The organism is Paenibacillus sp. FSL F4-0100 (genome assembly GCF_037993005.1).
Taxonomy (GTDB): Bacteria; Bacillota; Bacilli; order Paenibacillales; family Paenibacillaceae; genus Paenibacillus_AQ.
This window is the reverse complement of sequence record NZ_CP150303.1, coordinates 7,028,684-7,044,497: the sequence shown is the minus strand read 5'-3', so window position 1 is coordinate 7,044,497 and position 15,814 is coordinate 7,028,684. Positions and strand designations below refer to the sequence as shown.

Sequence of the window (15,814 nt, the reverse complement as noted above, 5' to 3'; positions counted from 1 at the left end):
GCATTTCATATTTCAGCAGATTGAACAGGTTAGCGTCATAATGGAGTCCCCGTGTATGAATAGGGGCTCTTTTTTTTATTTTCATATCATCCTCCAATATCTTCGCATTCCAGGATATGGTATGATTTTGATAATTGCGACAAAATGGAGGGATTGTATGAAGAGAATCGCCTGTTCCGTTCTAATAGCTCTGGCAGCAAGTGCTTTATACATAAACTCATCCGATAACGTACAAGCAAGTGCTGGTGTACCCGTTTCAGATATGGTGGGCTTCGATGCGCAGGTAGCCATCCTCCGGTTAACCGAAGGAGGACTCCATCCCGGTGACGGTGGTAGGGATATCCAGCCGAAAGCGGCCATCAACAGGCAGGATTTTGTCATATTAATCGTCAATGCTTTAAATCTTGGCACAGGTGAACTTCCAGGAGGGGCTACCTTCAAGGATGTACCTAACGATCACTATGCTTTCTCCGCAATCGAAGCTGCGGTTCATGCAGGACTAGTGAAGGGGGTAGGAAACGGAAGATTTGGAGTTGGACAACCGCTGACACGTCAGGATATGGCCGTGCTGTATCAAAGAGCTCTGCAAGGGGTCACCGACAAGGAAACCACGGACGGGCAATCCACGCAGCTGGAGTTACATGAAGGCACCTTCAGCCATTATGCTAAGGAGGCTATCGTACTGGCCATGGAGTTAGGTCTCTTTCAGGAATCCACAGCCGATGCTTTGAATCCCAAGGGTATCGTTACTCAGGAAGAAGCGGCTTCAGTTACAGCGAAGTGGTTGAAAGCCGTGGAGCAAATCAACTTGGATACAACCGAGGGTGAGGTAGAAACACCACCAGAAAGTCCGCACCCGATAATCCATGGTGTCGTGACCTCATCATCGGGACCATCATCCACAACTCCTGCCGTTAACGGATCAGTACAGCCCCATGGGGGGACAGAGTCCCTAGCATCTCAGTCGGGTTCGCCGACAACGATACCAACTGCTCCGATGGATCTGAAGTTCCAATATGTGAAGGGTCAGGTTCAATTAACCTGGACGAAGCAGCCAGGTGAAAACTACAATATCTATTACAGCGAGAAGTCCGGAACGAGTTATACCTTATTTGCTGACGGAGCGAATGTGAAGTCAGGCGCCTACGTAACATCAGATGTGCGTTTTCGGGAGACCGTCTACTATGTGGTCGAGGCTGTGAACAGCTTCGGCAAGAGTAGCTATTCTAACGAAGTTTCGAGCCGCCCGAATAAAATATCCGGCCTTCAGGCCATCCTAAATGAGGAAGATGAATCCATTGGCTTAACCTGGACGGATACGCAGGAAGGCATAAATTATCATGTATATTACATAGGACCTGACGGAGTACTGTATCGTTTGAATGATGAACCTGTAGTGAGCCGTTCCTATCTTATTCCGAACCGCAATATGTTGGCAGGTCCGTCCGGCCGGTATACGATCCATGTGGTTGCTGTGAACAAATTGAATGTAAGCAGTGAACCGTCCAGTGAGGTTGCGCTGGATGTCAAGAAGGACCCTGAGGATCGGATTACGATCACAGATCCCTCTGTGGCATTGCCAAGTGAAGACTTAGATGAGGAACCGGCAAAAGAGCAGAAAACCGATTCCTGAGGAGTATGAGGAACAGGAGTGAACGTTTCTCGAATCCTGTTCGGAGTCTTGAATATACGAAGCAGCCTATGCCTGACTCCATAACGCAACTTGATCTAGCTTCTGCCATGATGAAAGTCATGCTAATATCTGAAAATTTGGTTAAAAATGAGAAATTTTTATGACTTTTTTTCATTTTTAGGGGCGGAGGGCTTGCATCTGGACGGGCACATGGATAACATAGAAGAAGATATGTAAATTTGCCCGAGAAGAAACCCACGAGGAGGTACGTTTCATGATCCTTGCAGCAGCATCGGATGCGAGCGCGACATTTAAGACATTTGATATTTTCATGATCCTGTTTACGATTCTGATCTTTGTTGGTGTGGTTCGCTTGTTGATGGCCCGCCAAAAAAATAAATTCGCAATCGCTTTCGGTCTCGTCAGCTTATTTGTGTTCTTGTACTCTGACTATGCCATGATTACAGGATGGTTTAACAATTAGGTTGGCCTAGGCACCTTATTTTAAAGCGGCTTCATTTGACGAATGTAATGAAATACATACAAACAAGACGCCCGTCTGCTGTTCGCAGTGTGAAGGCGTCTTTTTGTTTCTTCGGGAAAAAGTTACAAGGTCCGCAGGAAAAACGTAAAAGAAATAGGTCTAGAAGCAATGGCTGCAAATGGAAAAACATGATAAATTGAGGAGTACAGGTTGGGTAGAGGATGGAACCGGGGGAGGAACAAACGAATTGAAGAATTTACAATGGCAAAAACGGTCGGCGGTTGCACTGTTAGGGGCCATCATGCTGGCAGGAAGCAGCGATGCGATTATGCATACAGACATAGCGGCTGCAGCAAGCGCTAAGTCCAAGAATACATATGAACAAAGTGCGGTGCCTCAGGTTATCAGCCGGATGTCGCCATCGGTTGTCGGCATTATCGGAAAGGCACCACAAGGAACCAGCGAAGTGGATGACAGATACAACCTGGCGCACGGTACGGGAGTGATCTGGAAGGCAGACGGGTGGATCGTTACTAACGCTCATGTGGTGGACGGGCTAACCGGAATCACAGTCGTGACGTCAGACGGCAAATCCTATAAAGCCAAGGGTGTATACAGCGATCCTATGAGTGATATTGCGTTGGTCAAAATTAACGCCAAGTCTCTGAAGCCGGCCAAATTTGCCGCATCCGCGCAAAATGCGCTGGTTGGAGAAACGGTGGTTGCCATAGGTACGCCAATCTCCTTCTCGTTACGAAACTCGGCATCCGTGGGTGTGGTAAGCGGCTTAAACCGGAGCGTAGACGGCTCTTATCGCCTGATTCAAACCGATACTGCCATTAACCCGGGCAACAGCGGAGGGCCGCTCGTCAATCTGAAAGGCGAGGTCATTGGCATCAACAGCAAGAAGTTTGCCGCCGTTGGCATTGAAAATATGGGCTTTTCCATTCCTGCGGAAACGGTCCATTATATTGTGGATCATTTGTTGGAATACGGTGAGGTTCGAAGAGCAGGTCTCGGGTTGGAACTGGAAGAAAGCTGGTCAGCCATCGTGGGTCTGCCTTCAGACGACCCATTGACCGTTACGAAGGTGCTGTCCGAGCAAGCCCGGAAAGCTGGAATCCAAGAGGATGATGTGTTATACGCCATTAACGGAAAGCGCATCTATTCCGTCGTTGATATCAACGAACGGTTAAAGCCCTTCATCCCAGGCCAGCAGATTCAGCTATTGATGCAGCGGGATGGAGATATTGTAAATGTAAAACTGACGCTCAGCCAGGATGGTAATCGAGCTGCTTCGTCAAGCGTTGAGGAGGCTGAGTCATGGTGAAGAGAGAAAGAACGGAGTCAAGCCGACGTTTACGGCAGATGACAGCCGGAACCTTATCGGCTTTGATGCTATTCACGTCGTTGTCACTTCCCGTATGGGGTGATGACGTTGTGCCGGAGAAACGTATACTGACCGTGCAAAGCGGAAGCAGCACAGCTTCGGTTAATGGCACTTCTTATACGATTGCCAAGCCACAGCAGAAGCAGGGCGTATTGATGGTGCCGCTGGGCGTGTTTAAAAAAGCATTTGGCAGCGAGATCAAGCTGGAGGGCGAGAACCGGGTTCGACTGCTGCAAGGACCGCATACGATCGTGCTCGTTATCGGCAACAAGACCGCATGGATTGACGGAAAAAAGGTACAGCTGCCGGTAGAACCGGCGATGGTGTCCGGAACGCTGATGGTACCGCTGCGTCCGGTTGCCGCGGGGATTGGCGCCAAGGTAAGCTCCTCCCAAGGCAAGCTATCCATCAGCCTCATGGTTACGGATAAGGAAGAGAAGCATGACGAGGGCGAGATCAACAACACGACCGGGAAGACCCGAATCGGAAATAGTTATTATGAATGGAGTATGAATTATCCTTCTTGGATGATCGTTGGGAGAGGAACGGACGACGAGAGCGGTGCTGCTTTTAACGATGCTACGGGCCGCTACTATCTTGAGGTTCATGCCTCCTCCCAGAAAGTAAAGCTGAGTCCTGACGATTTGTTAGAACGGCTCCTGAAAGAACTGAGCGATTCTGGAGATGTTGTGCTTCACCAAGAGACGGTTGCAAGCGAAGTTCTGCCGTATGCTAGAGTAATTTCCCGCGATATCGACGGCGTCTTGTGGGAAGGTCGGCAGTATTATGCCAATGATCGCGTCTATGAGCTGTATTTTGCCGATGCAGAAGCGGTTCACTATAAGGATATGGACAAGCACGCGAGCTTGCTGGGTTCATTTAGAACGACCTATCAGGCGGGAGACAAAACATTAAAAGACGTCTCTTCCATCGTAGGTGGGCTCCGCGAAGCAGGAAATGAAGAATACGGCATATGGTTTGGCATTCCTGCAGGTTGGGAAATCAACAACAAGGATATGTTATACGGCAGCGAAGGGCAAGGTTATCTGTCCGTCTCGGTGACATCCGCTCCCTCAGGGGTTGATGGCACGCTCACAGCTTGGGGGCAGCGGCTTAAAGACTGGCTGTCGGAATCCTTCGTGCAAGATTCATACGAATACGTCGGACTTACGCCTGTGGAGATATCCGGCGTCAAAGGGCAGATTCAAGAGGTTCGGTACAACTTCGGAGATAAATGGGTGACGGAATATGAAGTGATGATCCAGAAGAACGGCTACCGCTATTATCTGGAGTATGCGGTACCGGATGGCCAGGAACGGACGGCTTCCAACTGGAAGAAGGTGCTGGAATCGATCGAGATTGATTATGATGTGGTACCGGAGAACTTCGGCCGCATTGGCGATGAAGGCTATCTTACCGATAAAACCAAGATGAGAAGCAAGAACTCCGAAACGTACCGCTACCATATCGATATTCCAAAGTACTGGGAACCGCTGAATGATCAATTCGAGCAGGGAACGGTGGAATATGGATTTGCCGGGGGCGGGTTTGAAATTAATGCTCAGAAGGATACCTCCGCAGAATTCATCGTCAGCAACCTGAAACGTTATTATAATGAAGCCAGCACGGCCTCAGGGACGACGTTGAAATTGCTTGGCGTGGATAACATTACGTTTGCCGGTGTGCCTGCCGTGTCGTTCAAGGTGCATCAGGTGAAGAACGGCGTTGGCTTTACGACGCAGGAGATTGTCTTTGAGAACAGAGATATCGTGTACACGATTACGACGACGTTGAATGATGCCAATGCAACGGAGATGCAGCAAGCCGCACTTAGGCGTGCGCTGTCCTCGTTTGAGCTGGTGAAGTAATCCGAAGGATGGAATTATAGACGCATATCACACTTTAGTGGGCAATCATATTTTTGATAACGCTGATAGCTGTCCTGCTGCATCCATAGGGGTGCGGGCGGGCAGCTATTTTGGTTTATAGAGGTTGTTCAAAAAGTCCGCTTTTGATCACGAAGCGAATCAGGAAGTAGCTCGGCATCGAATCTTGAATTCAGCCGGGCCTAAGTAGAAGCTTCCGAAGCATGTTTCCTGCGGAAACATTTCAGGTGCTCACGTACCCAAAACGTACGCTCCGCTCCTGACGTCCCTAGCTTCATCCAACTGAAGCGTTTTGAAAAAACGCACATCGGAAGCATAAGCTTCGGTGCTGAAAATCGACCTTTTTGAACACGCACTTATAGTGAAAAGGATCGATTCTCCCCCGAAATTACAGAACATATGTGCCGTTCATGCGACCTGATATGGTAAAATTAAATCATGAGAGCAATGGATATGTAATTAAACTGGCTTGCAGAAGAGGAAATAAGCGGATGAAAAAAACGATAGGCATGTTCGCCCATGTGGATGCAGGCAAAACCACGTTGGCGGAGCAGTTGTTATATATGACCGATACGATTCAGGAACGCGGTCGCGTAGATCATCAGAGTGCTTTTCTTGATCGACATGACATTGAAAAAGAACGGGGTATCACCGTATTTGCCGATCAGGCCACCATGCATTTTAACGGTTCCACTTATTATTTAATCGATACGCCGGGTCACGTCGATTTCTCGCCGGAGATGGAGCGGGCCATTCAGGTCATGGATGCCGCCGTCGTCGTCATAAGTGCCGTGGAAGGTGTCGAAGGGCATACAGAGACGGTATGGCAGTTATTGCGTAAGCATGGCGTCCCTACGTTCTTGTTTATTAATAAAATCGACCGGGAAGGCGCGGATGTGACGCGTGTGTTTGCAGAGATTCGGAGTGAGCTTACTGAAGAGGTCTGCATGATCACGGAGGAGGATGTGCTGCACGAAGGCGTGATGCAGACCTCGCTCATCGAGGCTATCGCAGAGCGGGACGAGAAGCTGCTGGAGCTCTATATGGAACAGGGATATGAGGTTTCACGGTGGCTGGATACGATGACCGCGATGATAAGGAAAGGGCAGCTATTCCCCTGCTTCAGCGGATCAGCTCTGCAATACGTGGGCGTGTCCCATTTCTTGCATCAGCTGGATCTGCTGACAATTACGGACTATGATGCCGGGGCTGATTTTGCCGGAAGGGTATATAAGATTCGTCATGATGAACAGGGAGCCAGGCTGACGTATATCAAAGCCATGGGTGGAACGCTGCGGGTGCGCGATGAGATGACTTATTTTGCTGGAACGGAGACGATCACGGAGAAGGTGACGCATATCCGTTTGATCAATGGGGGACGCGTGACGAATGTCGATCAGGTGCATGCGGGTGATCTGTTTGTCGTTACGGGTATTTCTTCAGCTGCGGCGGGCGACGGACTTGGGACTCTGAGTGGCCGGACGGTATATGAGCTTGTACCGACTCTGAAGTCGAAGGTGCAATTCGAATCCTCGATTCATCCCAAGGATATGCTGCGCGAATTCCGTCTGCTGGATGCGGAGGATCCTTCTCTGTCTGTGCAGTGGGATGAGTTCGCTCAGGCGATCCATATCCATGTGATGGGTATCATTCAGCTTGAAGTGCTAGAACGAATCGTGTTTGAGCGGTTCGGTTACCGGATCACCTTCGGTGAACCGGAGATTTTATATAAAGAGACCATAACGGAAGACGTTGTGGGCTGTGGTCATTTCGAACCGTTGAAGCATTACGCGGAGGTGCACCTCCGGCTGGAGCCTGGAGAGCGCAACAGCGGCATCATATTCGCCAATGCTTGCCATCCTGATGTGCTTCCGGTCAATTATCAGCATCTGGTCGCCCAGCATGTTGGGGAGAGGGATCATCACGGGCTGCTTACTGGCTCTCCCATCACGGACATCAAGATTACCCTGCTAAAAGGACGGGCGCACAACAAGCATACGCATGGCGGGGATTTTAGGGAAGCCACCTACCGTGCATTACGCCAAGGGCTGGAGAAGACAGCCAATATGCTCCTGGAGCCTTACTATCATTTCAAGGTCAAGGTGGATGCCGAGTATATCGGACGGTTAATGTCGGATCTGACCCAGGCGAAGGCAAGCTTCGAACCGCCGGAAACAGCGGGAAACAAGGTGACGGTCACGGGATCGGCTCCCGTATCGACCATGATGAATTACAGCATGGAATTAGCCGCCTACACCAAGGGAAGAGGTACGATATCCCTGGTTTACGGGGGATATGGCCGGTGTCATAACGAGGCTGAGGTCATTGAACGTAAAGGATACGATAAAAATGCGGACCCGGAATACAGCTCCTCTTCGATATTCTGTGCGAAGGGAAGCGGTTATGCGGTGCCATGGGATGAAGCGGACCGTCAGATGCATGTCTAATGCTTGATGTTGCGGAAGCGATAGGTGGTTAGGCAAGATGTTTCGTGGTCGTGAGGTATTCGTTGGATTTAACATCGTTGACAAGTGAATGGTGCAGCAATGAATTGAATGATGTGTAGCGAGGCAGTATGCTGTGAAGCCAATCATGCGTAACGAAGTGGTTATCAGCAGGATTAAATATCAATGACATTAATTATGTAATGAAGTATGTAGGTAATTGAGCGAATATGAGTTAACGATGTTGAACTAAACAAGCCCCCCGATGATCCAGTTTATATCCGTAATGAGTTACGCACGCGCGTTATGAAATCATCACGCGTGCGCACAGCTTAAAGCCATTATGACGAGAGGGATCCCTTTTCTATAGGCTGCAGGCGTGATGGCCGCATTGTCCAATAGGTGATGGCGGTGGTAATGAGCATTAACACACCAGTCATTAAGAATACCGAATGGATGTTAAAGATGCCGCTGATCATGCCGCCCGCGAGCGGCCCGGCCATCCCGCCGATTTGATTGGCTGTCTGGTTAAGGCTAAACGCACGTCCGCGGAATTCGCTTGGCGTATGTTTGACAACAAGGCCGTTGAGAGCCGGGAATACGGCACAGAAGAACGCGCCGTAAGCAAAGCGGATGGCCGAGAATGCCCAAATGTTGCTGAACAGGATCTGGGCGAGCGATCCGATTCCGCCGGCGAGCAGACCGATCAGCAGCACCTTTTGAAACCCGATTTTATCAGCCAGGCGTCCCCAGCGGGCCGCAAACAGGATGCTGGCGATCCCAACGATGGAGAACACAAACCCGGCAATCATCGAGGTATGCGAGGAAGAACCGCCGATTTGAGCGATATACAGCGGCAGTACGGGCTCAATTGTCATGACGGAGAACTGTGTCAGCACCGTAAGCATAAGCACGGTCATCAGCGCTTTGTTATGTCCGGCGACCTTAAACGTGTTCATGACGGAGACGCGCTCTTTGCTGGGTACGAATTTTTCCTCTTTGACCCAGAATATGACGAGCAGCGTGGCTGCAAAGCACAGCATCCCTGCCAATCCGAATGCCATTCGGTTGCTGAACAGGGAGGCCAGGGTGCCTCCGATCATCGGGCCCATGATGCCGCCGGTTGCGGTTGCCGTGGACATCATGGAGAGTGCGTAGCCGACTTTTTTCTCAGGGGTGTTGGTGCCTACAATCGCGATTGCACCCGGAATAAAGCCGGAGAGAAGGCCTTGCAGCAGGCGGAGAACCAACACCTGATACTCATTCGTGACGAATGCCATCAGAATATAGATGACAAAGAGCACCAGCCCCGCGCGGATAATCATCGGTTTGCGTCCATACTTATCGCCGACGGCTCCCCAGAAGGGAGAGGACAAGGCGCCCGCAAAAAAAGCGGAACTAAACAGCAGTCCCGACCACATTTCCGTATGCTTGGTAACGCCGAGCTCAATCAGAAAAAGCGGGAGAAATGGTATGACCATCGAGAAGCTTGATGAAACGATAAATGAGCCGAACCATAGTATCCATAAATTCTTTTTCCAACTTTCCATGTCTTCTTCATCTCCTGATGTGCGATTTGTTGTAATCCTTCGAGCTTCGCCTCCTGTCTTTTAAATGGGGTAATGATGTATGTATTACATTTTTCAAGAAATAACAAATGGATAAACTTCGAGGCTTACTGCGCTTATCTTGCAAGAAAAACTACCTCTAAATGCGGTCTGTCATCTGTGAAAGTATGTAGATAGAGGTTTTTCTTTCGAGATAAGAGAGTTGTTAATGAACTAATCCATCTATGTATCGTATGGCACCCCCACAGGGGAGGCCAGATTCGGATAAAGCAAAACGCCCCCCCAATTTGGCAAACTGGAATCAACCAGACTACCGCACTAAAGCGAAAGGCGTGCAACTTCATCCTACACCACATGTTTTGGATTGGGAAGAGGCGGAAAGCGGGGTTATAGCGGTCGGCGGCTCTTTTGGAGATGGGTTGGAACCGCTGGGTTATCGCATGAATAAAGGGCTTTCAGGATTCCATTATACAAGGATAAAATATCGTAAAAATTATTTTTTTGGGGAGATCTGTTATGAGAGAGACGCTGAAGGATCTATATTCAAATACGTTGTTCCAGCAAGTGACCGACCGGTTGAAGGAGACTTATCCGGCATTCGATGCGAACCGGTTCATGGAGCTGATTCATAATGAAGGCTGGGCACAGGAGGAGTTCAAGCAGCGCATTCGGCATATTACGCTAGCCTTAACGGATACGCTGCCTGCTTCTTACCCGGAAGCCATTGGGATCCTGAAGCAGGTAGCCCCGCACTTTAGAGGCGTGGAATATGTGTTCTTTCCGGATTACGTAGAGGTTAATGGGATGGAGGATCTGGAGACATCGATGGAGGCTTTAGCAGTATTCACGCATTCTTCTACGGCGGAGTTTGCCGTTCGGCCGTTTATCATCCAGGATCAGGGACAGATGCTGGCACAGATGATGACATGGGCACAGTCCGATGACGAGCATCTGCGCAGATTGGCAAGTGAAGGCTGCAGACCACGCTTGCCATGGGCGCCGCAGCTGCCGGCCCTGATTAAGGATCCGCGTCCGGCTCTGCCGATCCTGGAGCAGCTGAAAGAGGATCCTTCCTTATACGTTAGAAAAAGCGTTGCCAATCACCTGAATGATATCTCTAAGGATCACCCGGACCTTGTGCTTGAGATTGCCGCCAAATGGTATGGCAAACATCCGTTAACGGATTGGATCGTACGGCATGCGCTGCGTTCGCTGCTGCGGAAGGGAGATATTCGGGCACTTGCCATTTTCGGGTATGAGGAGCTTGAAGAGCTGGAAGGACTTGAGGTGCGCGAGCTGCGCATTAAACGTTCCGTGATTGCGATGGGGGACGATCTGGAGTTTGCCTTTCAAGTGGTTAACGAAACCGGCAATCCGATGACGCTCCGCATCGATTACGAGATCGATTATATGAAGGCAAACGGCAAGCTTGCGCCGAAACGTTATAAATGCTCGGACAAGATCTATGCGCCTGGAAGCTGGAAGGTCGAAAAGAAGCAGTCGTTTAAACCAATCTCCACCCGCCGTTTCTACTCCGGCGATCATCGTCTTCACATTGTCGTGAATGGCAAGCGTTTAGCGAGCATGGATTTTGTGCTGGAGGGTGCGGAATAGGAGTAGGGCGCGTGGTGCAGGACGATGTACTGGCAAACCTTGGGGCAGGTCGTTCACGGGCAAACCTGTGATGAAGGAATCATGGAATCAGTTGACGGATTGGGGCGATTCCGTTCCCAAGGATTGTACATCGTGCGCACTGCTCCCAATGCGCACGGTGCGTGGTCCGGGGCCTGCTTGGATGGCTGTCATCTGCTGAGATGTTAAGGAGGCTCTGACTACAGGATTCGGAGATCGAAATGCAAATCCCTGGTAAAGGAAAGGGAAGGTAATCTCTTATACTAAGAAAGAGATAAGCACACTAGCCGCGTATGGATGATCATCCACCGGTAGTATCCGCTGCGGATGATGTGAGGCAAGCCTTCCGATTGGGAGGGCTTGTTTTTGTTTCTACGAAACAGGGTGCTATGCGGATTATGGCAACACTATCAAAAGTGTGGAAATCAAGTTAGCAGGTAGAAGAGAAGCCGGACTTTTGGTAAACTAGATAAGTTGAAAAGCTTTCAAGTGTTTACAAATCAATTGATATAGATGTCGGACGCCAGTTCTATGAAAATAGAGTATGTCTTGCAGGTTTCAATGAAAGAATAGTAGTACACAGTACGCCGGCTTGAACCGGTCTGGGAGGATATAGATGGACACGAAAGCACTACGAAGAGAAGACGTGGAGTTGCTGGCACCGGCAGGGGATTGGGATTGCATGCGGGCCGCGGTGGCTAACGGGGCAGACGCGATCTTTTTTGGGGTCGAAAAATTTAATGCGCGCGCACGGGCGAACAATTTCCGGATGGATGAGCTGTCGGAAATTATGGCCTTCTTGCACAGTTATGGGGTTAAGGGATTCCTGACCTTCAATATTCTGATGTTCGAGAACGAGCTGGAGGATGCCAAGGAGCTGATCGATGCATGCGTGGATGCCGGCGTGGATGCGGTGATCGTGCAGGATTTGGGTCTGGTGAAAATGATTCGCGAGATTTCCCCGGATTTCCCGATCCACGGCTCTACGCAGATGACGATTACGTCGCCGGAGGCCGTTGAATTCACGAAGCCGTTTAATATGGAACGAGTCGTACTGGGACGCGAGAACAATCTGAAGCAAATCCAGAAGATCGGGGAGCAGGCGAAGCTTCCAATGGAAGTATTCGTGCATGGTGCATTGTGCGTATCCTACTCGGGCCAATGCCTGACTTCCGAAATGTGGGGCGGCCGCTCCGCCAACCGCGGAGAGTGCGCGCAGGCCTGCCGTCTGCCGTACGATCTAATCGTGGATGGCGAGCAGAAGCCGATGGGCGACGTTGCCTACCTGCTATCTCCGAAGGATCTGGCGGCGATTGATCTGATGCCGGAGCTGATTGAAGCGGGCGTGACCTCGTTCAAGATTGAGGGCCGGTTGAAGAGTCCGGAATACGTGGCTAACGTTGTGAGTAAGTACCGGAAGGCGATCGACCGGTATTTTGACGGCGAAGATGCGAGACCGAGCAAGGAAGAGGTTCGTGAGCTGCAGCAGAGCTTCTCCCGCGGCTTCACCCATGGCTTCCTGGATGGAACGAACAATAAAAAGCTGGTCGAGGGTACGTTTCCGAAAAGCCGCGGCGTGTATCTCGGCCGGGTAGAGCAGATTCTGCGTGACGGCGTCGTCTGTAAGCTGGATGCACCGCTGAAGCGCGGGGATGGTATCGTGTTCGATGCAGGCGACCCAACGAAAAAAGAAGAAGGCGGTCGCGTCTACGACGTCCGCCGCAAAGGCGTCAAGCTGGAGGGTGAAGCGCAGGAAGGCTGGATCGTCGATATCGTTCCCGGCCGAAGCGACGTGGACCTGCGCAAGCTGCACGTTGGCGACCGGATCTGGAAGACCAACGATCCGGCGCTGGATAAGCGCCTCCGTCAGACGTTCGAGACGGAGAAGCCGTACCGGGTATTCCCGGTACATGTACGTGTCAGCGGCCGTCCCGGACAGTCGCTGACGACCTGGTGGACCGATGTGCAGAAGGGCACGACGGTCCAGGTGGATTCGGAGCTGGAACTGGAGATTGCCCAGAAGCGGCCGCTCAGCCAGGAGATCCTGGAGGAGCAGCTTGGCCGCCTGGGCGGAACGGTGTTCCAGCTCGAGGCGCTTGACGTCGACCTGTACGGCGACGTCATCGTGCCGATCCGCGAGCTCAACAGCATCCGCCGCCGTGCGGTGGAGCTGCTCGCCGGCGAGCGGCCGAAGCCGCCTGTGTACGTGAAACGGGCGGTGTCGGTGTATGGCGATGCGGCTGTGCCCGCAGCGCCCGTGGCTCGCGGTGAGGCGAAGCTCACCGCGCTGTGCCGCAGCCTCCCGCAGGTTGAGGCTGCGCTTGCGGCCGGCGTCGAGATGATCTACGCCGACTTCGAGTTCATCAAGCAATTCCCGGCAGCGGTGGAAGCCGTGCGTGCAGCCGGCAAACAGATTGCGCTGGCAACGCCGCGCATTCACATGCCGGGCGAGAACGGCTACCACAACAACATCCTGCGCCTCCAGCCGGACGCCGTGCTGGTGCGCAACACCGGTGCGCTGTATTTCTACCTGCGCCACCGGATGGAGAACCCGGGGGCGAAGCATCCCCGGCTGATCGGCGACTTCTCCCTGAACATTGCCAACCACAAGGCGGTTGACCTGTTCGTCGAAGCCGGATGTGACGCCGTCACGCCTTCTTATGACTTGAACATCCAGCAGATGGTGGATCTTCTCGGCAAGGCAGACACGTCCAAGATGGAGATCGTTATCCATCAGCATCTGCCGATGTTCCATACGGAGCACTGCGTGTACTGTACGTTCCTTAGCGAAGGAACGGACTTCACAAACTGCGGTCGTCCGTGCGAAGAGGGCCGCGTGTCTCTGCAGGACCGGATCGGCATGTCCCACCCGGTACGGGTAGACGAAGGTTGCCGTAACACCGTGTACAACGCCATCGAGCAATCCGGCGCCGAGTACCTGGCCAACTTCATGGAGCTGGGCGTATCCAGCTACCGCGTTGAGTTCCTGGAAGAAACGCCGGAACAAGTCTACGAAGTCATCGATCTCTACAACCGCGCCTTGCGCGGCGAGATCAGCGGCACCCAGGTGTGGAAGAAGCTGAAGGCCACCAATCAGCTTGGCGTCACGCGGGGGCAGTTGGTGAAGTGAAAATGGATTTTCATATTACGTGTTGAAATACAAAGAACATGCCACCCCTGAAGGACAGGCATGTTCTTTGTTGTTTCTAGTTTAGGGTATGCAGGGGTCTTACTAGACAGCTAGATGAGCTCACTGGCGATATTAAAGCCTCTTCGGAAATGAGAAGGATGGAATGCTGGATACACCATTCGATTCTTCGCAGCAACGACACATACTGTTGTATTGTCTAGTCACTATGGCTGAGATTCGAAAGGGTCTATTGCAGAAAAAGTACGTCTCTCTTCTTTGAAATAATCGACTCATTTTTTCGAGGGTTTGCGCAGTTTGAACGAGATGCGCTATACGCGTAGGTCTTCAAAGATTCCCAGCAAGAGCCTGGGGATGCATCGCGGTCATGATTCTCACAAGCTATCTCGGAAATACCGTAGATAACAGTAATACGGAAAAGTCTACAGCAATAGATCACGTGGTTCACCATACTGATCGCAGTCGTATCCGCTGGCGTGGTGTCGCCGATGTATAAAGAGATTTTCTATCGCGGATTACATACCGCTGGCTGCGGACAAGAGTTGGCATGGGTTATTTAACACGATTGCGGTGGTGTTAAATGCGATGGGGTAGTTTTGTTGTTTTTGCTTTTAAATTAATTTTATTTATGAGAGTAATAACAAAAAACCACAAGTTTCGATATAATAGCACTAATGCGTTCAGATACATAGTGCTTTATATCGAAAAGGAGATAGCTTTTTATGCAAATATGCAAAGCGATTATCCCTGCAGCAGGACTGGGGACACGTTTTCTTCCTGCAACGAAAGCAATGCCCAAAGAGATGCTTCCTATTGTCGATAAACCTACCATCCAATATATCATTGAAGAGGCTGTGGCCTCGGGTATAGAGGATATTATTATCGTAACAGGTAAAGGTAAACGGGCAATCGAGGATCATTTTGATTCTTCATTTGAGCTGGAAAATAACTTGGCGGGAAAAGGAAAGTGGGGCCTTCTTGAAGAAGTGAGAAGACCTTCTGAAATGGCCGATATCCACTACATTCGACAGAAAGAACCAAAAGGTCTCGGCCATGCTATTTGGTGTGCTCGGAAGTTCATAGGGGATGAACCGTTTGCTGTGCTTTTGGGAGATGATATTGTAGAGTCGGAGACTCCATGTCTGAAGCAAATGATGAAGGTATATAATACATATCAATCCGCCATTGTTGGCGTTCAGGAGGTACCTTGGGAAGAGGTTGGTCGCTATGGAATCGTGGACGGCAACCGAAAATCAGACAGAATTTACGAGACCAATAGACTAGTAGAAAAGCCTTCACGTGATGAGGCTCCTTCCAATCTAGCCATTATGGGGCGTTATATTTTGCCTTCTATTATTTTTGATATATTAGAGAATCAGGAAGTTGGTAAGAATGCTGAGATTCAACTGACAGACGCTCTCTCTAGCTTAGCTCGTCGGAGTCCTATAATAGCCTATAACTTTGAGGGGATTCGTCATGATGTTGGGGAGAAGATGGGTTTTATTCAGACAAGCATTCATTATGCACTTCAGCGTGATGACTTGAGGGATGAATTGATTGCTTATATGAACAGCATCCTGACGAAGGTCACTTAATTATGTAGATGTATATAAAAGAATCGGGGCGGTT

The 15,814-nt window shown here is 50.6% G+C and carries 9 protein-coding genes; 8 read left to right on the top strand and 1 reads right to left on the bottom strand.

Annotation, left to right across the window (positions count from 1 at the left end):
• The first annotated feature begins 157 nt into the window (after window positions 1–157).
• From MHH48_RS32085 to MHH48_RS32065, 5 genes are all read left to right on the top strand, one after another.
• Window positions 158–1,633, top strand: coding sequence for an S-layer homology domain-containing protein (locus MHH48_RS32085; RefSeq protein WP_076324054.1), 1,476 nt, complete (start codon window positions 158–160; stop codon window positions 1,631–1,633).
• A gap of 274 nt (window positions 1,634–1,907) precedes the next feature.
• Window positions 1,908–2,117 carry a hypothetical protein gene (locus tag MHH48_RS32080; protein WP_071219760.1) on the top strand — a complete coding sequence of 70 codons (210 nt, stop codon included), beginning with the start codon at window positions 1,908–1,910 and terminating at the stop codon, window positions 2,115–2,117.
• Window positions 2,118–2,364: 247 nt separating this feature from the next.
• Window positions 2,365–3,447 (top strand): trypsin-like peptidase domain-containing protein, encoded by a 1,083-nt coding sequence (locus MHH48_RS32075; protein ID WP_076324092.1) that lies wholly within the window; start codon window positions 2,365–2,367, stop codon window positions 3,445–3,447.
• Window positions 3,441–5,375 carry a copper amine oxidase N-terminal domain-containing protein gene (locus MHH48_RS32070; RefSeq protein ID WP_076324055.1) on the top strand — a complete coding sequence of 645 codons (1,935 nt, stop codon included), beginning with the start codon at window positions 3,441–3,443 and terminating at the stop codon, window positions 5,373–5,375. Before MHH48_RS32075 ends, MHH48_RS32070 begins: the two co-directional genes overlap by 7 nt.
• Window positions 5,376–5,884: 509 nt before the next feature.
• Complete coding sequence (locus tag MHH48_RS32065; RefSeq protein WP_076326457.1) at window positions 5,885–7,840, top strand: TetM/TetW/TetO/TetS family tetracycline resistance ribosomal protection protein; 1,956 nt, start codon at window positions 5,885–5,887, stop codon at window positions 7,838–7,840.
• Window positions 7,841–8,178: 338 nt separating this feature from the next.
• Here MHH48_RS32065 and MHH48_RS32060 read toward each other — a convergent pair whose 3' ends face one another.
• The gene (locus tag MHH48_RS32060; RefSeq protein WP_076326458.1) at window positions 8,179–9,387 is read right to left on the bottom strand and encodes an MFS transporter; all 1,209 of its coding nucleotides are present in this window, start codon (window positions 9,385–9,387) and stop codon (window positions 8,179–8,181) included.
• A 534-nt stretch (window positions 9,388–9,921) separates the two neighbouring features.
• Here MHH48_RS32060 and MHH48_RS32055 point away from each other — a divergent pair.
• From MHH48_RS32055 to galU, 3 genes are all read left to right on the top strand, one after another.
• Window positions 9,922–11,019 (top strand): DNA alkylation repair protein, encoded by a 1,098-nt coding sequence (locus MHH48_RS32055; protein WP_076326459.1) that lies wholly within the window; start codon window positions 9,922–9,924, stop codon window positions 11,017–11,019.
• A gap of 634 nt (window positions 11,020–11,653) precedes the next feature.
• Window positions 11,654–14,167 (top strand): U32 family peptidase, encoded by a 2,514-nt coding sequence (locus MHH48_RS32050; RefSeq protein ID WP_076326460.1) that lies wholly within the window; start codon window positions 11,654–11,656, stop codon window positions 14,165–14,167.
• Between the two features lie 740 nt (window positions 14,168–14,907).
• The gene (gene galU / locus MHH48_RS32045; RefSeq protein ID WP_076326461.1) at window positions 14,908–15,780 is read left to right on the top strand and encodes a UTP--glucose-1-phosphate uridylyltransferase GalU; all 873 of its coding nucleotides are present in this window, start codon (window positions 14,908–14,910) and stop codon (window positions 15,778–15,780) included.
• Window positions 15,781–15,814: the final 34 nt, after the last annotated feature.

What these genes read in the sequence shown, in the direction of transcription:
- MHH48_RS32065 (WP_076326457.1), top strand. Translation starts at nt 5,885, where the DNA reads ATGAAAAAAACGATAGGCATGTTCGCCCATGTGGATGCAGGCAAAACC.
- MHH48_RS32050 (WP_076326460.1), top strand. Translation starts at nt 11,654, where the DNA reads ATGGACACGAAAGCACTACGAAGAGAAGACGTGGAGTTGCTGGCACCG.
- MHH48_RS32085 (WP_076324054.1), top strand. Translation starts at nt 158, where the DNA reads ATGAAGAGAATCGCCTGTTCCGTTCTAATAGCTCTGGCAGCAAGTGCT.
- galU (WP_076326461.1), top strand. Translation starts at nt 14,908, where the DNA reads ATGCAAATATGCAAAGCGATTATCCCTGCAGCAGGACTGGGGACACGT.
- MHH48_RS32060 (WP_076326458.1), bottom strand. Translation starts at nt 9,387, where the DNA reads ATGGAAAGTTGGAAAAAGAATTTATGGATACTATGGTTCGGCTCATTT.
- MHH48_RS32080 (WP_071219760.1), top strand. Translation starts at nt 1,908, where the DNA reads ATGATCCTTGCAGCAGCATCGGATGCGAGCGCGACATTTAAGACATTT.
- MHH48_RS32070 (WP_076324055.1), top strand. Translation starts at nt 3,441, where the DNA reads ATGGTGAAGAGAGAAAGAACGGAGTCAAGCCGACGTTTACGGCAGATG.
- MHH48_RS32055 (WP_076326459.1), top strand. Translation starts at nt 9,922, where the DNA reads ATGAGAGAGACGCTGAAGGATCTATATTCAAATACGTTGTTCCAGCAA.